We start from the raw sequence: 22,477 nt of genomic DNA on the forward strand, positions 1-22,477 counted from the left end.
ATGCAAATAGAAGATTTTACCGTTCAGGAAGCTGCGCGGTTAGACAAGCTGGTGGCCGAAACGGTGCCCACCATTTCACGATCACAGGCGAAGGCGGCGATCGAGGCTGGTCAGATTACGGTTGATGGTCAGACGGCGAGACCCAAGGATAAACCAGCCGTTGGGGCGGCGATTCACATTGAATTGCCCGATCCTCAACCGGTGGATTTGACGCCGGAAGATATTCCCCTGGATATCGTCTACGAAGACGATGACGTGATTGTGGTCAACAAGCCCCAGGGGATGGTGGTGCACCCGGCACCGGGACATCCTAACCACACGTTAGTTAATGCCTTGTTGTATCATAGCCCCTTGTCGAGCATCAACGGGACCTTACGACCGGGGATTGTCCACCGGATTGATAAGGATACGTCCGGTCTGTTAATGGTGGCTAAGAACGATCATGCCCATCACAGTCTGTCCGAACAGCTTCAGGCCAAGACCAATCTTCGCGAGTACGTGGCCATTGTTCACGGTAACTTCAAGGAAGAAGAGGGCGTCATTCGCGCACCTCTAGGTCGTTCCCCCAAGGACCGTAAGAAGCAAGCCGTTGTGGCTGACGGCCGACCAGCCGTGACCCATTTCCGTGTTCTGGAACGCTACGGCACCTACACGCTGATTGCCTGCCGGTTAGAGACCGGACGCACGCATCAGATTCGGGTGCACATGGCCTACATTAATCATCCGGTTGCCGGGGACCCCTTATACGGGCCTAAGAAGACGCTAAAGGGTGAGGGCCAGTTCTTGCATGCGCGAGAATTAGGTTTCGTTCAACCCACGACGGGTGAACAGCTCGACTTCACGGCGCCGGTGCCCGCGCATTTTGCGGCGGTGGTCAAGAAACTGCGGCACGAGGCCGGATTACCGGTTGACAAAGCAATTTAGGTTTTTTATGCTAAACGTACGAGATAAGCGGGTTTGCCGGTAGCTAGGCGGGCGGGTTTCTTCACCATTTAACCGAAGAGATCGGCCCGTTTCCTGCACATGAACGCGTGAAACTTTAAGGAGGAATTTAAGATGGCAAAGGTAGTTGTGGACGCAATGGCAATGCAACGGGCCCTGACCCGGATCACATATGAAATTATCGAAAGAAACAAGGGCGTGGACGATCTCGTTATTCTAGGGATTAAGACACGCGGCGTGTATTTAGCGCGACGAATTGCCAGTCGCTTACAACAACTTGAAAATGTGACGGTGCCCGTCGGCGATCTGGATATTACCTCCTATCGCGATGATATTGAGCACGATGCCGATAACGATCCTAAAGTCTCCGCTGCGAACATCAATTTCTCCGTTGCCGGCAAGAAGGTCATCTTAGTCGATGATGTTTTGTATACGGGACGGACGATTCGGGCAGCGATGAGTGCGGTGATGGATTTAGGTCGGCCCAAGTCGATCAACCTCGCCGTCTTAGTTGATCGGGGCCACCGCGAATTGCCGATTCGTGCGGACTTTGTGGGTAAAAACATTCCCAGCTCTCAACGTGAACGGATCAAGGTTTCCGTTAGTGAAATCGATGACCGTGACGCCGTGGAGATCCAACAGGCATAGACTTGATAAAGGGGCCGATTTAGCATGGCAAAACGCTATTTGATTTTAGAAGACGGCTCGGCCTACGCTGGTGAGGGATTTGGTGCTGGCGCCACGACGAGCGGGGAAGTCATTTCCAACTTGAATCTCTTAGGCTATCAGGAAACGATTACCGATCAAATTTATCACAACCAAATCATTATTTTTGCACAACCAGCTATTGGTAACGTGGGCATCAACCATGATAGCTATGAATCGATTCTGCCCACGGCCAAGGGGATGGTGGTTCGGGATGTCACGAACATCTCGACCAACCGGCTATCCCGACTATCGCTCGATGAGTTTCTGCAACAACACAATATCCCCGGGATCAGTGGGATTGATACCCGTCATCTGATTCGGAAGCTCCGCAAGATGGATGGGCCAGTCAAGGGCAGTATCGTGGATGTCGCTGACGCCCACGCCTTTGACCAGTTGAACGCGACGGTGTTAACGAACCGGCAAGTCGATCAGGTGGCCACCCCTAAACCCTATCCCAACCCGGATACCGGTAAGAACGTGGTGGTGATTGATTTCGGGCTCAAACACGGGATCCTACGGCAGCTGTCCGAGCGCCGGTGTAACGTGACGGTGCTCCCGTGGACGGCGAGCGCGCAGGATGTGCTGAACCTCGATCCCGACGGTGTTCTCCTGTCGACCGGACCAGGTTCACCCCTAGACCTCGGTGAAGGGGTCTTAGAGATGATTAGAGCCGTTCAGGCGGAGATTCCGCTATTTGCTATTGGCCTAGGCCATGAGCTGTTTGCACTGGCTAATGGGGCCCAATTAGAGGCGCTCCCCGTTGAATATCACGGGAGCAGTCACCCCATTCGGCGGATCATTACCAACGATATTATTTATGCGACCCAGGGACAGGGATATGCGGTGATTGCCAAGTCCATTGATCGGGATCGGTTGATTACGACCTACGTCGATCTCATCAACGGGACCGTACAGGGGTTGCGTCACCGGGACTTTCCGGCGTTCTCCGTGCAGTTCTTTGCGGACGGCGCACCGGGTCCCCACGAAAGTCGCGATTTATTTGATGAATTCATGGAAGCTATGACAGCACGGGAGGGATAAGGCTTGCAGAACTTGGATGACTTACAAAAAGTTTTGATCATTGGGAGTGGTCCGACGGAAATTGGCCACGAGACCGAGCTTGACAGTGCCACAGTGCAGATCATAACGAACTTTAAAAAACACGGTGTCCGGACCCTGGTGATTGATAACAATCCCTTCTCCGTGGCACTTGAAGAGATTCAACCGACCAATATGTACATTCAGGCGGTCACCACCGCCAATGTCCGGCACATTATTGAACGCGACCAACCGGATGCCATTCTGCCCACATTAGGGGGTTTATTGGGTGTCCGGATCGCGCAGGAGTTAATTGAAAGCGGCGACATTGGCCGTTTTGGTGTGACCATTTTGGGGATGCCCGCGGCGACCATCCGGCAGATCAATAATCCGGCTGCGCTAAACGCGACCCTAAAGGAGATCCACGAACCGGTGATTGAAGCACAGGTCGTGGCGACCGAAGACGAGGCGCTGGGCTTGGTCGATTCAATTGGTTTCCCCCTAATTGTGAAGCCCGTTGCCCCACGATTGGATACCAACCGGACCATTTGTGAAAACGTGGATGAGATGCTGGATGCTTTGGGCCAAGGTTTCTCACAGTCACGATTTGACCAGTGTACGTTGGAGCGCAGCGTCGTCGGCTACAAGGAAGTCGAAATGATTGCCATTCGCGATGTGGCGGATACCAGGATTCTCATTGCGGGACTGGAGAACGTCGATCCAATCGGGATTCACTCCGGTGATTCGATTGTCGTGACGCCGCCGCAGACGCTAAACGATCGGGAGTATCAGGATTTACGGGATGCGACCTTTCGGGTGGCCACCGAGTTAAATGTGGTGGGGGTTATTCACATTCACTTCGCGTTGAATCCGGACAACCAACACTTCTATGTGACTAAGATTGCCCCGTACTTCACGCGGGGCGTCGCCATGGCGGCACGGACGACCGGTTACCCCTTAGCCTACGTGGTGGGGGCCCTGTTACTCGGACAACGCCTGGTCGATATCAAGTTACCAAGTCGCTTTATCAAGCAGACGGCGATCATGGAACCCAGCATCGATCACGTCAGCGTGCGTATTCCCATCTGGCCGTTTCAGGAGATCCCCGACGCGGATCAGCACCTGGATACGGTGATGAAGGCGGTCGGGTCGACTATTGGCGTGGGCCGATCGGTGGAAGAGGCCATGCTAAAGTCGGTTCGGAGCTCGCAGTTCTCACCACGAGACGTGCTCCCCAGCGTTAGTAATCTGACCGATGGGGAAATGATCAGTCAGCTGATCCATCCCTTGGCTAACCGGATTCTGGTTCTGATTGAGGCCTTACGACGGGGGTATGCGCCCGATGAGCTGAGTGAATTGACCAAGATCGATAATTTCTATTTTGTAAAATTACAGCACCTGTTAAAAATTGAAAAACAGATCAAAGATCATCCCTTGGATGTGGCAACCCTCAAGACGGGGCGCTACTATGGCTTCGGGGATGGCATGATCGCGCGGATCTGGCAAACGGATACGGCGACCGTCCGGCGACTGTCGCTTGAAGCAGACATCAAGCCGACCTACAAGATGATTGAGCCCACAGCCGGTGAATTTGACGAGCACGCCAGCGGCTATTACAGCACCTTTGAGTACGAGAACGAAAGTGAGCCGCTGGGCGATCGGACGGCATTGGTTCTGGGGCGGGGTGGTAATCAGTTAGGCCCTAACACGGCGGCCGAGTACTTTACCACCGAGATGCTCAAGCAGTTGAAACGTGCCGGGTATCATACGATCCTGATGAATACCAATCCCAATGCGATCGGGATTGCCCCAGAATTCACGGATAAGCAATACGTTGATCCCATTCAATTGGGGGACGTCTTAAACGTGATTAAGGTGGAACATCCGGATATTGTGATTGTACCGGGGAATCGCCACTATCTGACCCGGGAGCTCAGTAAGCTGAATTTAAATCTCCACGTCTTGCCGCCGGATCAAGAGAGCGGCAAACCACAACCCAAGATGGCTACCATTGGGGTGAGTCTATTTGTCCACGAGCAGCACAAGATTGCGGTCGGAATTATGGACATGATTGCCCCGGGGATGAATCAAGATATTGCTCAGGTAACAGCCTTCCGGATGCCAGCTGAGCTACCTAAGGCAGATCGGCTGAAATTGGTGGAACAAGCCAAACAGGCTGTCAGTGAACATCAGCTGACCGGCATGGTCGAGGTCCTATTTGCCCCGAAAAACACGACCAGTCAGCAGATGGCCGTGGTGGGTATTCGGCCGACTCGGTTGACCGAAATGGCCTTCCTCAGTAAGGTGACGGGGATCAACTGGGTCCGGATGCTCACCCGGCAGCACATCGGCACTTTGGACGATGATGAACTGCGGGCAGTAAAGATTGATTTGAATAGCAAACGGGTCGCTCTGATGAACGCCGTCTTCCCATTCAGGCAGTTACACGTTCTGAATCGACCGGGAACGACGGATCAAGAGATGGGGGCCACGATTGCCTTCGGGTCGAGTGAGGCGTTAACGTTGAGCAACCTCAGCGATACGGAACAACTCGATAAAATCATTAATCGGACGATTTAGCTCAATTGTATGTAGCAAAAAGCGTCCTCTCAATTGTATTTGAGAGGACGCTTTTTTATGGATACTTATTTGTGTTATACAACTAGTCTAATTATCCGCTAGTTTTTCAACCAAAGTACTCTCCGGTGTGACGTAGACGGTCCGTTGCCCCGTAAAGATCACGTAACCCGGCTTGGCACCATTTGGTTTGTGCAGTCGCTTAACGGGCAGATAGTCGACGGGGACGTTGCTTGATTCGCGGCCCTTGGAGAAGTAGGCCGCGAGGTTGGCGGCTTCCATAATGGTCTCCTCACTGGGATTATCCGCGTGAATGATCACGTGGGAACCGGGCATGTCCTTGACGTGCAGCCAGATGTCCGTGCGCTTGGCCGTATGCAGGCTGAGCTGATCGTTTTGCAGGTTATTTTTACCCACGGAGATCTTCGTGCCATCGCTCGCCGTGAAACGATCGGGCTTGCTGACCTTCTGCCGGCGCTGCTTCTTGTTCTTCTTTTGGTGGTCGTGATCGCGCAGGTAGCCCCCTTGTTGCAGTTCAAGCCGAATATCAACCAGATCCTTCGGCGCAGCCAGTTCGATCTGAGCCATGATGTTGGTGAAGTAGTCGACATCGGCCTGGGTAATCTTTAACTGCTCATTGACGTAGATGACGGCGTTCTTGGCCTTTTGATAACGTTTGAAGTATTTTTGTGCGTTTTGATTGGGTGAAAGCTGATTGCTTAACTGGATCTTTAAGGGTTTATTCTCATCGTAAAAGTTAGGCAGTGAAACCGTGGTTTGGCCGCGTTCCACCTGATTGAGGTAGGTCGTTAGGATCTCACCCTTAATCCGGTATTCATCGGCGTTTTCCGTTTCCGCTAACGTCTTTTGGAGTTTCTTTAACTTATTGCGGTTCTTCTTTAACTCGTTACGGACAACCCGAATGAGAACACTACCTTGTTGCTGAACGCGGTCGCGCTCGGCCTTATCCTGGTAGTAGGTGTCCAGCAGTTCGCTGAGAGTAGGGGCGGCCTGCTGCTGGCCATCCGTTGGGTAAGGGAAGGCCGTGAAACTGGTCTTGCCCTTAGGCGAGATGTTCAGCGTGGGCTGCGGGTGATCGAAGCCGGCAAAGAAGTCTTGGAAATGTTGAGTCACGTTGCCGGGGGCGTGTAGCGCGGTTGCCAGAGCGGCAACAGTGTCCTTACCAAGGCCCTGATATTGATGCTGAAGGGTCTGTGCTAAGACATCCCGGTTGGGGAAGTCGCGCAGGGTTTGCTCGAGATCGGGACGTGGACCATCAAAGGGATCGGTCAAGTCCTGCTTGGGCGGGTTAATGTACTGCGCACCGGGCAGCAGTAACCGGTAACGGTTCTGATCGGAGCCGACGTGTTTGATCGCGTCGAGAATTTTTCCGGTGGCGCTGTCCACGAGGATAACGTTACTGTGTCGCGCCATGATTTCAATAATCAACAGGAGTTCCTGTTGGTCTCCCAGTTCGTTACGGGAGGTGAAATGCAGGTGGACAACCCGGTCGTTAGCCACCTGCGTGATACCCCTTAAAATGGCACCTTGAAGGTACTTTCGAAGGATCATCGTAAAATTGGTGGGTACCGGGGGATTGACGTAGGGAATCTGCGTGACTTGAATGCGTGCATAGGTCGGGTTAGCCGATAGAAGAATCGGGTAGTTATGGCTGTTCGCCCGAATGGTCAAGACGACTTCGTTATCATAGGGCTGGTTGATCTTGCTGACCCGTCCAGTCGTCAGATTCTGGTCAAGTTCCTGAACCATCGCATGGGTAAAGGATCCGTCAAATGACATATTAGGAAACAACACCTTTCTAAGTTTAATTTTTGTAAGAGACTTTTGATCACGTTAAGTGTTCCGCTCGCTGGCGATGACGTCACGTAAGGTGAACGAACCAAGCCAGCAGGGAACTGTTTTCACCGTTAAAAACGACACAACTTAAAGTATACCGGCCTCGCCCGGGAAGTGCAAAGAAGTTTCCTTGGAATTCGGTGAATCGGGGCAAAACTTGTCATCAAATTGACTTGTGATTAGCAAGCAAATCGTTGTACAATACAATCAAAAGGAGTGAGGGCAAATGAAATCCAGTTTAGCGGCGTTAATGGCCATTAATAAGGTGCAGCAAACGTTGCTGCAACGGATGACCAAGCAGCATCATCTGACCGTCTCCGAGTGGCAACTTTTGGACCACATCGGCGGCGGTGAAAATACCCAAGAGATTCTTGCCCAACGGACCAAGTTGGATACCTCAACTTTGAGTCGACAACTCAAGGGCTTAGTCGCCAAGGATATGGTGACCAAAAAAGCCATTGGACGGGACAAACGCCAGTTGGTCTATACAATAACCGATAATGGTACGGAAACGGCCGCGACAATTAACACGGCTTTTGAAGCCTTATCCGATGATGTTTTCGAACATTGGTCAACCGATGAACGCAATTTATTACAAATATTATTGAACCGGCTCGATAAAAGTATGGACCGGCAACGTACCGTCAAGGAACCTTGAGGACGTTTAAGCATAAGGAGTGAGTCATTATTCAGCAGAGATTAGTTGTGATTTCTTTAGATGCAATGGGTAGTCGAGATCTGGATGAACATCTCGAGGAACTGCCTAATTTACGGCGGCTGGTGGTCACGGGGACGCGGGTTAAAAAGGTCCGCGGCATTTACCCCACACTGACTTACCCGTCGCACACGACCATCATTACCGGGCAGTATCCCGCGGTGCATGGCATTGTGAATAATACGAAGATGCAGCCACAGCGGCAGTCACCGGACTGGTATTGGTATCAGCGGGACGTGAAGGTGCCAACGCTGTATGATCTGGTTCGCCAGCAGCACCATAAGACGGCGGCCTTCCTGTGGCCAGTTACGGCCGGGAGTAAGATTTCGTATAATTTAGCGGAGATCTTCCCCAACCGGATTTGGACCAATCAGGTGCTGGTTTCCTTAAAGGCCAGTAGTCCCGCTTTCCTGTTGCGGATGAACCAGCGGTATGGGCATCTTCGCCGGGGGATTCAACAACCGGAGCTGGATGACTTCATCACGGCTTGTGCGGTTGATACACTAACCCATAAGAAGCCCACGTTAACGTTGATTCACCTGGTTGATATGGACAGCATGCGCCACCGTTATGGTGTTCGGTCCACGGCAGCCATGGCTGCGTTGAAACGGTTGGACAAGCGAGTGGGCCAGCTCATCGATGCCACGATTGCGGCCGGCACTTTTCCAGAGACCAATTTTGCCATTTTAGGCGATCACTATCAGATTAACGTGGACCACATGATCCACTTGAATCAAGTCTTTGCCCAGCGGGGATGGCTGACCCCCACGGCCAACGGTACCGTCAAGAATGATTGGCACGTGTGGGCAAAGTCCTGCGATGGGAGTACTTACATCTATACCCGTAAGTTTGCGGACAGCAAGCACCTGCGGCAGCTCCTGGAAGAGACACCGGGGGTTGCTCGGGTCATTGATGGTCAGGCGGCTGCAAAACGGGGGGCCGATCCACATTGCCAGTTCATGGTCGAAGCGCAGGCCGGCTACTACTTTACGGATGAGACCCAACGCCCAGCCGTGGTGGAGGCCGTCGATCCGGATAGCTTGGGGCAACCTGACCGCTATCACGGGGTGCACGGCTACGATCCGGATAAGCCGGATTACTTTACCACACTGGTGTTAAATGGTCCGGCAATTAAGCCGAATGAAACGATTGACGAGGCCCGCCTGATCGATGAGGCGCCAACCTTTGCCAAGCTATTGCATGTTCAGTTTCCGGAGCCTCTTCCTGGACACGCCCTGACGGCGGCGTTTAAGGAGGGTCATGATGAAGCTAAATAAGGAACAGTGGAGTTGGGTCTTCTATGATTGGGCCAACTCCGGTTACGGGATCATTGTCACGACCGCCGTTCTCCCCATCTACTTCAAGGGGGTTGCGGAGAGTAGCGGGGTTGCTGCGGCGAATGCCACGGCCTATTGGGGGTATGCCAATAGTTTCGGTACCTTACTGGTCGCAATTCTGGCACCTTTCCTGGGTGCCTTGGCGGATTACCAGGGATATAAGAAACGCCTGCTGACGGGATTCGCTAGTCTGGGGATGGTGATGACCCTTGGACTGGCTCTGTTACCGTCCTCGCAGTGGCAATGGTTACTGTTCATCTACGTGCTGTCGATCTTGGGCTATTCCGGCGGTAATCTATTCTATGATAGTTTCCTGACGGATGTCAGTGATGATCGCCAAATGGATCGTTTGTCCAGTGTCGGTTATGGCTTCGGTTATCTGGGTGGCGTCATTGCCTTTCTATTATTTATGGTTTTGGAATTCACCAACGGTTTTGGTCGGCTGTCCAGCTTGGCCGTGGCTCGGTGGGGATTTGTGTTAGCTGCTGTATGGTGGCTCATCTTCTACATTCCGTTTCAACGGCACGTTCACCAGCGTCATGCCTTGGCGGCTACTGCGGCGCCCTTGCGACAGAGCTGGCACCGGGTGTGGCAAACGATCCTTCAACTGCGCCAACACAAGTACTTAGCTTGGTTCCTGGTGGCCTACTTCTGTTACATTGACGGGGTCGATACGATTTTTACCATGGCGACCTCGATTGGACTAGATATCGGGATCAACAGTACAACCCTAATTATGGTGTTATTGGTCGTGCAGCTGGTAGCCTTTCCGTTCTCCATCTTCTATGGGTGGTTGGCGGGAAAGACCAGTACCCGAACCGGGATCCTCGTTGCCATCGTGGTCTACCTCTTAATCTGTATGGATGCGCTAAATCTCAAATCGACGATGGACTTTTGGATTTTGGCGGTCTTAGTCGGTACCAGTCAGGGTGGCATTCAGGCCCTTTCACGTTCCTACTTCGGTCGGTTGGTGCCTAAGCAACGGTCGAGCGAGTTCTTTGGCTTCTACAACATTCTAGGGAAATTTTCGGCGGTGTTGGGACCGATTCTGGTCGGTGTCGTGACCCAGATGACCGGGCAGTCGCGGATTGGTGCGGCTTCACTGTCGATTCTCTTTGTTTTAGGCTTGATTATTTTTCTGATGATTCCGCGAACAGCTATGGACAAATCCTAGTCGTGTTGCGTGATTTATGGTATTCTAGTTTCTGAAACTTAATTTGAACGTGAAGTTAAGTAGAATAAATGACGTTTCAATCTTGAGCAAGGATGCGTTTGACTGGTGAGACCAGTTAGGGGGCATGACCTGTGGCGTCCGAATCTTGGGGATGCAGTGACGCTCAGATTGAATGCGGGACTTAAGCAAGTCCTAAATGAAAGATAAAGTGGGGGTACAAACATGAAGATTGCTGTGGTCACCGATAGTACCAGCTATTTGTCCGCAGAAGAGGTCGAGCGGTATCACATTCACGTCGTCCCAATTCCGGTGATCATTGATGGTCGCTCCTATGATGAAGATGTTGATATTACCACGAGCGAATTTTACGAACGATTACGTAACTCCAAGTCGTTTCCAAGCACCTCTCAGCCGCCATTAGGTGAGATGATCAATCTCTATGATCAGTTGGCTGAGGAGGGTTACGACGCGGTGATTAGCATTCACCTGGCAAGCACGATCTCTGGCTTTGTCAATCAGTTAAAAGCGTTAGCGCCAACGATTGAAAACATCAAGGTGATCCCTTACGATTCACAGATCACCGTCAAACTGATGGGTTATCTGGCCATTGAAGCATCTCGCATGGCAGCTAAGGGCGCTGAACCGGACGAAATCATTGCCCGGCTCGACGACTTGCGGTCAACGATTGGTGAGTACTTCGTGGTCGATGATCTCCAAAACTTGGTTCGTGGGGGCCGTTTGTCCAACGCTTCCGGGTTCATCGGCAGCGTCCTGCGGATCAAGCCATTGTTGACATTTGATGACGAGACACATGAGATTGTCGCCTTCGAAAAGGTGCGGTCACGGAAGAAGGCTTTGGCGCGAGTTGAAGATCTCTTCGTGGAGGCCCAGGCCAAGGTGGATTACCCGCTACGGGCGTTAGTCTTAGACGCTAACGATCCGGAAGGCGGTCAGGCTTGGGCGAACAAGATTGCCACGCAGTACCCAGAGATTCCCCTGGAACGGTCGTACTTCGGTCCGGTCATTGGGACCCATCTTGGGGAAAAGGCGTTGGCATTGGCTTGGCTTAAAGATTTCGATCGCGCTTAAGGCGTGCATCTTCTAAGGGGTTATGGTAAGCTAGTTGCTGTAATTAAAATTTACGGAGTAGGAAATAAAGCGTCAAGTGCTGGTGGAACGCAATGTGAACACCGGACGAAGGGCAACTGGCCCGCGATTTTATTTCCGCATTGGCCGCAGCGATGTGGCAACTCCCTTAGGAGATGTCTGAATTGAAGATGACGGTAGACACTCGGCTGCCAAAGCTGAGTACGTTGAGTTTGGTCACAATGGGCCTGTTGATGGCACTACAATTGGTGATCAAGAGTTTTTCGGTGGGACCCGCGTTCTTGAAGTTTAGCTTCACATTCCTGGTTGCAGCGTTAATTGCGCGGTTGTTTGGCCCCTGGTGGGGGATGATGACTGCCGCCGTGGTTGACGTGGTGGGGACGTTGATGTCTGGTGGGCCCTTCTTTATCGGGTTTACGCTCTCGGCGGTGCTGGGGTCACTGATTTACGCCTTGTTCCTGTATCAGAAGCCAGCGAGCTGGACGCGGTTGATCATCGCGCAGGTTATCATCTCATTGGTGGTTAACGCGCTGCTAAACACGTTGTGGGTCGCGATTATGTATAAGACCCCGTTCTGGGGCTTGCTGCCCGTACGGCTCTTAAAAGAGGGCATTATGACACCCATTCAGGTGATCCTGCTGTTCCTATTATTTAAGAGTCACGTGGTTGACCTGATGCAGAAACGGTTAAAACTTTAAATTTAAGGGGCACCATTTCGACGGTATCGTTGGGATGGTGCTTTTACTTGGCGTTCGTTAGGTTAAATTAAATAAATTACTTTAACTTATAGGCCTACCCAAAATCACCCTCTACCTTACCAACCACAAACTTGCAGCTAAACACAAACTCGTCACTAAGGAAAGTTCGGTGAGGGCGTGAACCCTTAACTTTTTCTATCGAATCGGGGATTTGGCTTGTGTCCCATTCAAATTTCAGTTATAACAAGGATTGACGAGGTGCCATTTCGGGGAGGATTTTTATGAAGCAGCTACTACAGCTCTATGATAAATATAAAAGTGTTATTGCATACCTGTTTTTCGGTGGGCTGACGACACTAGTTAACTTGGTCGTGTTCTTTGTGACCGCAAGTTTGTGGCATTGGAACTATCAAATTGGGACGGCCGTTGCTTGGTTCGTTTCCGTTTTATTTGCCTACTTAACCAATCGGGTTTGGGTCTTTCATTCCCATTTCACCACGTTTGGCGCACTATGGCGAGAAATCATCACCTTCTTCTCGGTGCGTGCTGCCACGTTGATCATGGATGAAGGGATTATGTGGATCGGGGTTTCCCTGTTATCACAAAATGAAATGCTCACGAAATTAGTCGACCAAGTCATCGTTGTCGTGGCCAACTACTTCTTCAGCAAGTGGTTCGTCTTTCGTAAGACTAAAGCTGCCTCGTCGATGAACGATTAAAGTGAATTCAGATCACGCTATCCAATTGGATGGCGTGATTTTTTTGTTTTTCGCAAAAAAATGAGACTGATTTGCGAAAAAAACGTTAGTAATAGTAGGACCGCGATTTGGTCATAAAAACCCCAAGTCCCACCGTCGATAATTAACGGTAGAACTTGGGGTTTAAATAGGCGTGTTTAACAGGGCTTTCTAAGCGACGGCCCGTGCTTGACGTTGTTGGCGTTGTCGATGACTCACACGGATGCGGTAATATACAGCGACGACTAGGCCACCGATCAGGATGCCCAGGGCATTGGCCAGAACATCGTTGATATCACTGCTCCGGTTGATGAGCCAGTGTTGGGAGAGAATGTACTGCAGGGTTTCAACACTGCTTCCAACGAAGAGTCCAAAGGCGCCGACGCCCCAGAGTGATATCTTAGGGGCAAGCCACTTTAGGAGTAGTCCTAAGGGCAGTGTCAGCAGAATATTTTCCGCAAAGCCAAGATTGAATACGGACAAGTGGGTCAGATTCACGCGTCCAAAGCCGGCGGGCATGATGTAAATACCGGTACCGGAGAACGAAATCGGTGTAAACAGGATTGCGGCTAAGCCGGTGAGATAAGCTAGCGTCAATAGTGCAAACCACCGATGTTTATGAGTGGTTGTTAAGATCAGAAGGCCACTGAGACTGGCCATGAGTAAGATAATCAATAAGGGTTCCCAACGCATCGAATCACCTCCACAGGATGCTGTTTCTTAAACGGTCGTTCAACATGTTTCTAGACTAACGCAGAATAACGGGCCTGTGGGAAAAGTGGCGGGGGTTTTAAGGTTTCTTTGGGGCTTTAGCAAATTCATAAGGTCTTGGGCAAAGAAACATCACATTCTTTCGCAGATTTAGTAGTGGGGGCGTTCATATGGGGATTGTCGCCGAAATGTGATAATCTAAGAGTTAAATGATGAAAGAGGAGGCGACACACATGTCTGATGCGGATTACCGAGCAGATTTACGTGACAATCAGGCCAATTGGGATGACCGCGCAAGCGTACATATGACGTCGAACTTTTACGACGTCGATCATCTCGTGGCCGATGTCACCCAAATCACCACTACCGTCCAGCACGATTATGCCGTTTTAAAGCCCTGGTTGCCACAAGAAACGGTGGCCAACCTAGACTTGCTACATCTGCAGTGCCATATTGGTACCGATACTTTGTCCTGGCAGCGGCTTGGCGCAACACACGTCACGGGGTTGGATTTTTCACCACAGTCCTTAACTTACGCGCGTGAGATTGCGGCGCGGGCCAACGCTGAAATCACCTATGTCCAGGGCGATGCCCGTTTTGCTAGTGATCAGATTCAATCGTTATTCGATGTGATCGTCACCAGTATGGGTACCATCACCTGGTTGCCCGAACTGACGACGTGGGCCCGGTCAATTGCACAGCTGTTAAAGACCGGTGGTACCTTCATGATTCGTGATGATCACCCGTTCTTGAATGCCCTGGATTTTGACTCACTGGTGGTTCACGCGGATTACTTCAATGACGGTGCCTTAACCTACGAGCAGGACGGTTCCTATACGGATCACTCAGCCCATAGGATTCAGCATACGACCAACCACAATTGGAATCATGATTTTCAGGAGATCACGACTGCACTGCGGGCTGCAGGACTGACGATTGAATTCTTAGGCGAATATCCCCGCACGGAATGGCCCGCGCTCCCTGACTTGGTTCAGCGAGAGGGGTGGTACGAGCTGCCGGCAACGGCACCACGGATTCCGTTAACGTTTGCGTTGGTGGTGAAAAAGATGGTTCAGTAGCCGCCGGGGTGTATAAATATATTTGTAAGGCGTTTCGAGTGGCGGAATGGCTGATATTTGATACAGTTGAAGTATCTTGAAACGAGTACTTATTCTTGGGGGAGATTCTATGCGTCGTTGGCTGAATTGGCCAGTGTTTTATGAACTGACGGAGATTTATACCGCACCACTAAATATCATGTGGTTTGTTCTAGGTGTCGCCATTGCGCAATACCATTTAGGCGTTGTGAATTGGGTAAACGTTGGCCTCTGCCTGGTGACCGTCTTTATTTTTGATTTGGCGGTCAACGTATCCGACAACTACTTTGATTACCAACACGCCAGTGACCGTGAGGGGTATGCGCAAAAGGTCAATCCCATTGGGCGTCTAAATTTACCTGCACGCGGGGTCGGTCAATTGGCAATGGCCTTGTATGTGATTGCCCTGCTACCGGGGGCGTGGCTGGTTTTGCGGACCGGCTGGCTCGTATTCTTACTGGGCGTCTGTGGGTACCTGATTGGTATCTTTTATACGGCGGGGCCTCGACCCATCAATGCGACACCGCTGTGCGAGACGGTCGTGGCCTTGTCCATTGCCTTCTTGATTCAATTGACCTGTGTCGTTGTCTCAACCTATGGCGTCCAGCCACTGACTTGGTCGACAGTGGGGGTCACCTTCCTGTTGTGTTTGCCGCTGACGTTGATCTTCTTTACCCTGCAGCTGGCGAATAACACTGCCGATCGCGAGGAAGATATTCTGAATCATCGTTACACGTTGGCCTACTATTTGGGAAAGGTGGGCGCGGTGAGATTAATTCAAGCTTTTTTGGTCATTGGGAGTCTGTGGCCCCTGGTTAATCTCGTCCTCGGGATTGCGCCCCTCAGTACGGGGTGGGTCGCGCTACTACTGCCCGTGATGTGGCTGGGCATGCGGCCTTTCTTTAAGGTCCAAGACAAGCGGCGGACTTTTATGAGCACGGTGAAGAGTGCCTCGCTATTCTTTCTGGCGTACCCGCTGTTGTTTGTGGCGGGTACCTGGCTTTGAGACGCACTAGACAAGTGAGAAAATGTCTGCTGTAGTTGCTACCAAGAGGTCATGGCGCTTGCGGATATTTTTCTTTCTAGTAAGATAAAGGTATGACAAAACAAACAGGAAAAAATGAACAAGCTATCCTCGTCTTTAAGGCGCTCGCCGACCCGGTACGACTCGATATTTTACACTATCTGAAGCAGTGTGATCACGAAGTATCCTGTGGTGAGGTCGGACAGGCCATCGGGATTAGCAAGACGTCCGGGTCTTACCATTTTAAGCTGTTGCAGGCAGCCGGTTTAATCACGGCACGGAAAGAATCACGAGAAAAATATGTTGCGTTAGACCAGTCGACATTTGAACGGGTCGTCGGCCATTTCTGGGACAATCTTTGATGCCCTAGACCACTAATGAGAAGACTGCACAGGTCTTCTTTTTTTGTAACGGTCATCTTGTCAGGCTCTAGGTGAGATGGTATGGTTAAATAGTTCAAAACATTTTGAACTATTATGACCAATCAGGGAGACGAAAAATGATGACCAAGACAACCAGCACCAAATGGCTTTTAGGACTGACTTCTTTGGGATTTTTCATGTCGATGATGGATGCAATGATTGTGACCACGGCATCGACGGCGATTCGAACCGATTTTCACATTTCGGTCAGTACACTGCAATGGGCGCTAAATGCCTATAATATTACCATTGCTGCTGTACTGTTGGTTGGGGTGGCGCTGGGTGAGCGGTGGGGTCGCCGACGGATTTATAACTGGGGCATCCTGATCTTTACCCTCGGTTCGGCGCTGTGCGCGTTGGCGGGGAATATCGGTTTTCTAATCCTAGCGCGGGTGATTGCAGGGATCGGGGCGTCGGTCATGACGCCCATGTCTATGGCCATTCTCTCAAATACCTTACCCGCCAGTGAACGGGGCCGGGCTTTGGGCATCTGGAGCGGTATCGGTGGCTTAGCCTTGATTGTGGGACCATCACTGGGAGGCGTGATCGTTGCTCGTCTCGCTTGGCAGTGGATCTTTTGGATTAACGTTCCCGTGGGCATCGCGGCCATTGCTCTGTCACGTCAGTACTTGCCAGAGAGTCGAGGAGATGCGGCACGCGTGAATCTTCTGGACGGCTTACTGATTACGTTGACACTGGCTGGACTGATTTGGGTTTTGTCGACATTTAATGGCAGTATGACCGGGCAACTGGTGTTGGTCGGTCTTGTGGGTGTCGTCAGTCTGGGAAGTGGTGCTTGGTTCTTGAAGCGGCAGACGGTCGCAACGAACCCGATGGTGTCCCTCAGTCTCTTTAAGTCAGCACAATTCAATGGCAGTAATATGGCAACGGCCTGTCTCTACGGGTCAATGTATGGGGTGGTCTTCTTCCTGCCGCAATTCTTTCAACTCAGCCAGGGTGCCTCAGCACTCACGGCTGGACTGGAATTGTTGCCGTGGACGGGAACACTCGTCGTGATTGCCCCATTTGCTGGTCGGGCCGTTGATCGGTTCGGGGAAGGCCGACTTGCGACCCTGGGATTGTTCCTGCAGGGCTTGGGGTATGCCTTGATTGCTGAACTGGTTCGTCAGCAACGGCCGTATTCCTGGCTGGTCTTGCCGTTGGTATTTGCGGGCATGGGGCTCTCCATGGCGGGACCAGCGCTACAAAAGGCCGTCCTGGGTGCTGTTCCGCGAGGGGCAATGGGACAGGCTTCCGGAATCTACAACGTCTTTCGCTTGTTTGGTGGGGCAGTGGGGACGACACTGGCCGTGCTGATCTTCAGTTGGGTTGGCGGAAATCTCACACTTAGCAAGTTTATCGGTGGTTTTCAAGTCACCATGCTGGGCACGGCACTGCTCTCCTGGTTGGGGATTTGGTGGACAAGGCGACTATTGCGGCATTAATGCAATTAGTACCAGTGGAATAGGACTTGTGGATTTAGCAGAGTCTGGTACAGTTAAATCAGCATAAGAAGGAGGCCGTTCCATTGACCATTAATGATCATCAGCAGTGGCTCGTTGATTTTTACCAGCAACGCCATTGGTATCAATATTCACCCTTTGTTCATCTCAACTTTCTGACGGAAGAGACCGGGGAAGTTGCCCGCGCCATTCGGGCCATCGAGATTGGTCGGGACCATCCCGGTGAAAGGCAAGCCACGTCTGCGGAGCGCCAAGCCAACCTCAAAGAAGAGCTATCGGATGCCCTGGATCAGATTTTAGTGATTAGCAGTCTCTACAATATCGATGCCCAAGATTTACTGGCAGCCAGTGAGCGAAAATTAACCCATCGCTTCGAAAACCAAAAGTGATTTCTTAAAACGCGATTCTAGTTGTGAAAACTAGTGTCGCTTTTTAAATACGATTGGTTATCTTTAGAAAAAAGACTTGCCTTCAACTAACTCGAAGCTTGTATACTTTAGAAAAACGAAAACAAGGGGACCTGGGGATATGCGACGTCAATATTGGTTATTTTTGGTAAGTTTAATCATCATCTTAGGTGGCTTAACGGGGTGTGCGTCCCGTCTGAATTCACAAAAATACGTGCAGGAGACGACGCCTACGCTCTTCTTTCACGGTGGAGGCAGTAGTTATCATGCGGAGGAACACATGGCTAAGGCGGCTAAACAGGTGGGAGTCACGCATACGATCATTCGGGCAATGGTCGATACGCAGGGCCACGTCCGGTTGGTGGGAAAGATTAAGCCCGGCGCCATCAATCCCATCGTAGAAGTGAATTATGCCAATAACAAACAAATGAATTACCGGACGCACGGGGTTTGGGCGATCAACGTGGTCCGTGCGCTTCAGAAGCAATATCACTTTAAAGTGATCAATATGGTGGGCCATTCTTTGGGCAATATTTCCTTGATTTACTACTCACTGGAGGCCCAGAAACAGCAGAACTTGCCCAAGTTGCGTAAACAAGTGGACATTGCGGGCCACTTTGCCGGCCTGAATTTCAAACAGATGCCGGCGCGGGTGAAGCAACCGGCCGGGTTACGGTTGAACGCAGCGGGTAAACCCAACAAAATGAATGAAACTTACCGGGAGATGACCCAATTGCGTCAGACCTTGCCGAAAAACCAAATTAAGGTGCTGAATCTGTATGGCAACATCGGCGGCCATACGGATGGCACCGTCCCGAACGTCTCGACGCTCTCCTTAAAGTATCTGGTCAAGCCGCGCGCCAAGTCCTACCAGGAACACGAATTCACGGGTAAACTAGCCCGCCACAGCAAGCTTCACGAAAATCCGGCGGTCGACCGAGTTCTCATTCATTTTCTGTGGGAGAAGTAAGTGTTGACGGCTAGGCCGGTTTGCCCCGGGGTGGCCGGTTGTGTTACAGTTGAGGGCAATTGAAAAAATAGGAGTGAAGTTAATGAGTGTGCCAAATTGTCGCGCGATGTCCGGCACGAATTCGTGCAAGTTTTAGCAACAGCAGGACCGACAATTCAAAACAATGACGGTTTCTCCATGCTGTTCGCTGCAAGGAGAAAAAATGAACATTAAACAAATTACCCAGTTAGATCAAATCTTAGAAACGGTAGCCACGTACACCCACAGTCAACAGGCAGCCACCGCGTTACAAACCGCACCGGCGATAACGGAACTGACTGCGGTTCAGCAACAGTTAACGCTAACGGCGGAGGCTCACCGGTTGCTGGCCAATGACGTGTTACTCACGTTCTTTGACTTGGGTCAGCTGGCTGGCTTACAGGATAAGTTGGATCAGGGATTATTGCTTAACGCCCAGCAACTGGGGTTAATCAGTGACCTGCTGACCAACCTTCAGCGTTTGAAGACGGTGCTGAAGCTCCACCAGTCCCTAGCACCACAACTGGTGGAATTGATGAGTCCGGCAACGCAGCTGAGCGGGTTACAGGGTCGATTAGCCCACGTGATTGTTCACGGACAGGTCGCAGACGATGCGACACCAGAGCTGGCTGAGATTCGCAAACGGATTCGCAAGCAACGCCAACAGGTTCAGACGGCGTTGACACAGTTTGTGCAAAAACATTCGCAAGCGGTTCAGAGCAATCGTCTGATCACCCGTAACGATCGGGTCTGCATCCAGCTTAAAGCAAGCTATAAGCATCGTTTCAGTGGCCAGACGGTGGATCAGTCCGGTTCAGGTTCGACGATTTTCTTTGAACCGGCAGCGGTTGCCAAGAAAGCAGCCGTGCTGAGCGACCTGATCGCTGACGAGAACGCCGAGATCTACCAACTATTGGCGACCTTGACGGGAGACGTTTTAGATCACTGGGACGACCTAACTCAGAATCGAGAGTTGCTCAGTCAATTCGATCAAATCATGGCCCGTGGTCGGTACGCGCTAGAAACAAATAGTCGGGTACCCGAGCTAAATGCGACGCAGCACATCAAGATTGTGGCGGGTCGTCATCCCTTACTCGGTGAAAAGGCCGTTCCGTTGGATGTGGAACTGACCTCACGGCAGGGCCTCATGATTACGGGTGCCAACTCGGGCGGTAAGACGGTGGTTCTCAAGACCATCGCGTTATTTGCCCTCATGATTCAGTTTGGCTTAGAGCTGCCCGTTGCGGCGGGAACCCAGATGGCCGTCTTCAGTCAATTCTGGGTCGACATTGGGGACAATCAGAGTATTGCTGCCCAACTGAGTACGTTTGCGGCAGAAATGACGACCTTGGTCGAGATGACCGATCACATTCAGCCTAATGCGTTGGTCTTGCTTGACGAGATTGGGAGTGGGACCGATCCGGAAGAGGGGTCGGCCCTGAGTATTGCCATCATCGACTACTTGCGGCAACACCAGGCCACGATCATTGCGACGACCCACTTTAGTGCCATCAAGTCGTACGCCGTGGACTGTTCGGGATTCATGACGGCCACCATGGCCTTTGACCCGCAGACGTTGCAGCCCACGTACCGCTTACTCCTGCATCAGGTTGGCGCAAGTGAAGCCATCTGGTTGGCGGAGCGGTTGGGGTTAGCCCAGCCGATTATTACGGCGGCGCATCAGCGTTTAGCAAATAAAATCAACTAATTTAAAAAAATCACGTCAGTGGCCGCAAAGGGCGATTGACGTGATTTCTTATTTTAATGGCATTTGCCACTCAGTTGCCAGCGTGATTGCCACTATTGGCGGCAGCTTGTTCCGTACGTTTGACGTAGTCGATGGCAATGACGAGCCCCACGAGAAGGAGGGTATCGTCATCGTGGGCAATCGTGATCTCGTATTGATCCCCCAAACTGAACCATCGCTTCGCCACCTTGCCAACGGTATGCCCCTGTCGTGAGACCGTAAAGTTCATATCCCAGAAGTCCCCGGTCACGGTTACCCCTGAGGCCGACAAGTCATAACGTGGTTTAAACAGGGTGAACTTCTTTTGAATGGTAGCGACCGGTTGGCCCCCAATTTCTAGGGAAAATAACGGCAGCCAGGATAGCGGCTTCTTGGTGACTCTGGCGATGACGGTGTTTTGCATGTCTAGAATGTCAAAATGTTTGGGAACCTGGAAAACACTGCCAACAGCCTGATAGACGGGGTGGTCGTGCTCGTCACGAATCGTGAATTTTTCACGCAGAGACCAGACTTTTTGATTGAGATAGAGTTTGCGCATAAGATTGCCTCCCAGGCATAACAGAGATTGTCTTAAGAATACGCCAACACGAATGCTCTGGCTAGTATTAACGGCTAATCTTCTGCCAGCCAGGGTGGTATTTCTCCCCGTCCACTTTTCACGGCATTGACACTTACTTTTCTGCTGATTTCGGGTAGAATTGAGGTGATAAGGAACCTCGTAAAATGGTGAAGAAAGTTGGGAAGAATTATGTTAAAAGACGATCAGATTGTCTGGGCCATTCATCAAATGGAGGCAGATATTGGCCCAGTTGGCCCTTCACTGGATGCCAGGACGCCATTTCAGTTCTTGGTATCGGTGATCTTAAGCGCGCAAGCAACGGATGTTTCCGTCAATAAAGTGACACCGATTTTATTTGAGAAGTATCCGGAACCTAAAGATCTCATGGCTGCCAATGTGACGGACGTTGAGGACATTATCCGGAGTGTGGGACTCTTTCACAACAAGGCTAAAAATATCATTAAGACGGCCCGAATCGTTCACGAAGAACTGAATGACGTGGTTCCCACCGATCGCAAGGGAATTATGGCACTACCGGGGGCCGGCCGCAAGACCGCTAACGTGGTGCTGAGTGATGTCTTTGAACAAAATACCTTTGCGGTGGATACGCACGTCTCGGCCATTTCTAAACGCCTACACTTTGTTCCACAGTCGGCGTCACCCTTACAAGTGGAGAATAAAATTGTCGGGGTCCTAGAACCGACGGAACTCCATCAGGCACATCACACGATGATCGAGTATGGTCGCAAGTACTCGATGAAGTTGGCGCCGGAGAAAGAAGTCTGCCAGTTGATCATTGCTTGTGATCGGCTGAATGAGGAAAACGAAGCTGAATTGTAGATTCCACGAGGCCTGTTCATGGGACTTGAGAAGCAGTCAATTGTAGCTTAGGTTCAGCCACTGGTTAGTGCAATGGCAGTTTCTGGTTGCTAGGCGGCTAGTGATGGTAAGCAACTTCATCCTTGAATGAAAATAAAAGAGACAGCGACATCAGAGAATTTCTCAGAACGTCGCTGTCTTTTTGAATAGGTTTACTTGGTGCGTTTGTAAAGCCAGATTAAACTTCCCAGAATGAGGCCAACCAGTAAGGCACGAAGTCCCCAGCCAATCAACCAAAGGGAGAGCAGTTGTGGCAGTAAGTGATTCCAATTCGTCGTGAGTAGAAACAT

Annotated in this window: 22 protein-coding genes and 1 riboswitch; of the genes, 18 read left to right on the forward strand and 4 right to left on the reverse strand. The window is 51.2% G+C overall.

Going from position 1 to position 22,477, the window contains the following annotated elements:
* The 4 genes from FD28_RS02935 (at position 1) to FD28_RS02950 (ending at position 5,268) form a co-directional block, all read left to right on the forward strand.
* Entirely contained in the window at positions 1-924 is a 924-nt protein-coding gene (locus FD28_RS02935; protein ID WP_057732422.1) for an RluA family pseudouridine synthase, read from the forward strand.
* 132 nt (positions 925-1,056) lie between these two features.
* A complete protein-coding gene (gene pyrR / locus FD28_RS02940; protein ID WP_057732425.1) occupies positions 1,057-1,590 on the forward strand; it encodes a bifunctional pyr operon transcriptional regulator/uracil phosphoribosyltransferase PyrR in 534 nt (177 codons plus the stop codon).
* Positions 1,591-1,614: 24 nt separating this feature from the next.
* Positions 1,615-2,691: a carbamoyl phosphate synthase small subunit gene (locus FD28_RS02945; protein ID WP_057732426.1), complete on the forward strand. Its 1,077-nt coding sequence runs from the start codon at positions 1,615-1,617 to the stop codon at positions 2,689-2,691.
* Between the two features lie 3 nt (positions 2,692-2,694).
* Positions 2,695-5,268, forward strand: a complete 2,574-nt coding sequence (locus FD28_RS02950) for a carbamoyl phosphate synthase preATP-grasp domain-containing protein (protein WP_057732428.1) — start codon at positions 2,695-2,697, stop codon at positions 5,266-5,268.
* A gap of 87 nt (positions 5,269-5,355) precedes the next feature.
* On the opposite strand, the gene FD28_RS02955 is transcribed toward FD28_RS02950, so the two are convergent.
* Positions 5,356-7,065 (reverse strand): NFACT RNA binding domain-containing protein, encoded by a 1,710-nt coding sequence (locus tag FD28_RS02955; protein WP_057732430.1) that lies wholly within the window; start codon positions 7,063-7,065, stop codon positions 5,356-5,358.
* Positions 7,066-7,348: 283 nt separating this feature from the next.
* Here FD28_RS02955 and FD28_RS02960 point away from each other — a divergent pair, with 283 nt between their 5' ends.
* The 6 genes from FD28_RS02960 to FD28_RS02985 all read left to right on the forward strand — a co-directional run bounded on the left by FD28_RS02960 (position 7,349) and on the right by FD28_RS02985 (position 12,872).
* Positions 7,349-7,780 (forward strand): MarR family winged helix-turn-helix transcriptional regulator, encoded by a 432-nt coding sequence (locus FD28_RS02960; RefSeq protein WP_057732432.1) that lies wholly within the window; start codon positions 7,349-7,351, stop codon positions 7,778-7,780.
* A gap of 65 nt (positions 7,781-7,845) precedes the next feature.
* Positions 7,846-9,114 (forward strand): alkaline phosphatase family protein, encoded by a 1,269-nt coding sequence (locus tag FD28_RS02965; RefSeq protein WP_157059823.1) that lies wholly within the window; start codon positions 7,846-7,848, stop codon positions 9,112-9,114.
* Positions 9,101-10,348, forward strand: coding sequence for an MFS transporter (locus FD28_RS02970; protein WP_057732436.1), 1,248 nt, complete (start codon positions 9,101-9,103; stop codon positions 10,346-10,348). Before FD28_RS02965 ends, FD28_RS02970 begins: the two co-directional genes overlap by 14 nt.
* A 222-nt stretch (positions 10,349-10,570) precedes the next feature.
* Positions 10,571-11,437 (forward strand): DegV family protein, encoded by an 867-nt coding sequence (locus tag FD28_RS02975; protein ID WP_057732438.1) that lies wholly within the window; start codon positions 10,571-10,573, stop codon positions 11,435-11,437.
* A 51-nt stretch (positions 11,438-11,488) separates the two neighbouring features.
* Positions 11,489-11,586, forward strand: a riboswitch (THF riboswitch).
* A 39-nt stretch (positions 11,587-11,625) separates the two neighbouring features.
* Positions 11,626-12,153 carry a folate family ECF transporter S component gene (locus tag FD28_RS02980; RefSeq protein WP_235806840.1) on the forward strand — a complete coding sequence of 176 codons (528 nt, stop codon included), beginning with the start codon at positions 11,626-11,628 and terminating at the stop codon, positions 12,151-12,153.
* Between the two features lie 281 nt (positions 12,154-12,434).
* Complete coding sequence (locus tag FD28_RS02985; RefSeq protein WP_057732442.1) at positions 12,435-12,872, forward strand: GtrA family protein; 438 nt, start codon at positions 12,435-12,437, stop codon at positions 12,870-12,872.
* 189 nt (positions 12,873-13,061) lie between these two features.
* Here the strand turns inward: FD28_RS02985 and FD28_RS02990 are convergent, their stop codons facing one another.
* Entirely contained in the window at positions 13,062-13,583 is a 522-nt protein-coding gene (locus tag FD28_RS02990) for a VanZ family protein (RefSeq protein ID WP_057732444.1), read from the reverse strand.
* 251 nt (positions 13,584-13,834) lie between these two features.
* Here FD28_RS02990 and FD28_RS02995 point away from each other — a divergent pair, with 251 nt between their 5' ends.
* From FD28_RS02995 to FD28_RS03025, 7 genes are all read left to right on the forward strand, one after another.
* On the forward strand, positions 13,835-14,680 hold the full coding sequence (locus FD28_RS02995; RefSeq protein ID WP_057732446.1) for a class I SAM-dependent methyltransferase: 846 nt from the start codon (positions 13,835-13,837) through the stop codon (positions 14,678-14,680).
* A gap of 109 nt (positions 14,681-14,789) precedes the next feature.
* Positions 14,790-15,704, forward strand: coding sequence for a prenyltransferase (locus FD28_RS03000; protein WP_057732448.1), 915 nt, complete (start codon positions 14,790-14,792; stop codon positions 15,702-15,704).
* Between the two features lie 92 nt (positions 15,705-15,796).
* Positions 15,797-16,084 (forward strand): ArsR/SmtB family transcription factor, encoded by a 288-nt coding sequence (locus FD28_RS03005; protein WP_057732450.1) that lies wholly within the window; start codon positions 15,797-15,799, stop codon positions 16,082-16,084.
* Between the two features lie 137 nt (positions 16,085-16,221).
* Positions 16,222-17,589 carry an MFS transporter gene (locus FD28_RS03010; RefSeq protein ID WP_057732452.1) on the forward strand — a complete coding sequence of 456 codons (1,368 nt, stop codon included), beginning with the start codon at positions 16,222-16,224 and terminating at the stop codon, positions 17,587-17,589.
* Positions 17,590-17,672: 83 nt separating this feature from the next.
* The gene (locus tag FD28_RS03015; protein ID WP_057732454.1) at positions 17,673-17,996 is read left to right on the forward strand and encodes a MazG nucleotide pyrophosphohydrolase domain-containing protein; all 324 of its coding nucleotides are present in this window, start codon (positions 17,673-17,675) and stop codon (positions 17,994-17,996) included.
* A 139-nt stretch (positions 17,997-18,135) separates the two neighbouring features.
* Entirely contained in the window at positions 18,136-18,984 is an 849-nt protein-coding gene (locus FD28_RS03020) for an alpha/beta hydrolase (protein WP_057732456.1), read from the forward strand.
* A 202-nt stretch (positions 18,985-19,186) separates the two neighbouring features.
* Positions 19,187-20,710, forward strand: coding sequence for an endonuclease MutS2 (locus tag FD28_RS03025; protein ID WP_057732458.1), 1,524 nt, complete (start codon positions 19,187-19,189; stop codon positions 20,708-20,710).
* Between the two features lie 70 nt (positions 20,711-20,780).
* Here the strand turns inward: FD28_RS03025 and FD28_RS03030 are convergent, their stop codons facing one another.
* Entirely contained in the window at positions 20,781-21,287 is a 507-nt protein-coding gene (locus tag FD28_RS03030) for an LURP-one-related/scramblase family protein (protein WP_057732460.1), read from the reverse strand.
* A 210-nt stretch (positions 21,288-21,497) separates the two neighbouring features.
* Here FD28_RS03030 and FD28_RS03035 point away from each other — a divergent pair, with 210 nt between their 5' ends.
* Entirely contained in the window at positions 21,498-22,148 is a 651-nt protein-coding gene (locus FD28_RS03035; protein WP_057732462.1) for an endonuclease III domain-containing protein, read from the forward strand.
* Positions 22,149-22,339: 191 nt separating this feature from the next.
* Here the strand turns inward: FD28_RS03035 and FD28_RS13180 are convergent, their stop codons facing one another.
* Entirely contained in the window at positions 22,340-22,477 is a 138-nt protein-coding gene (locus tag FD28_RS13180; protein WP_157059824.1) for a hypothetical protein, read from the reverse strand.

This window comes from Levilactobacillus hammesii DSM 16381 (genome assembly GCF_001434395.1).
In the GTDB taxonomy this organism is placed as follows: domain Bacteria; phylum Bacillota; class Bacilli; order Lactobacillales; family Lactobacillaceae; genus Levilactobacillus; species Levilactobacillus hammesii.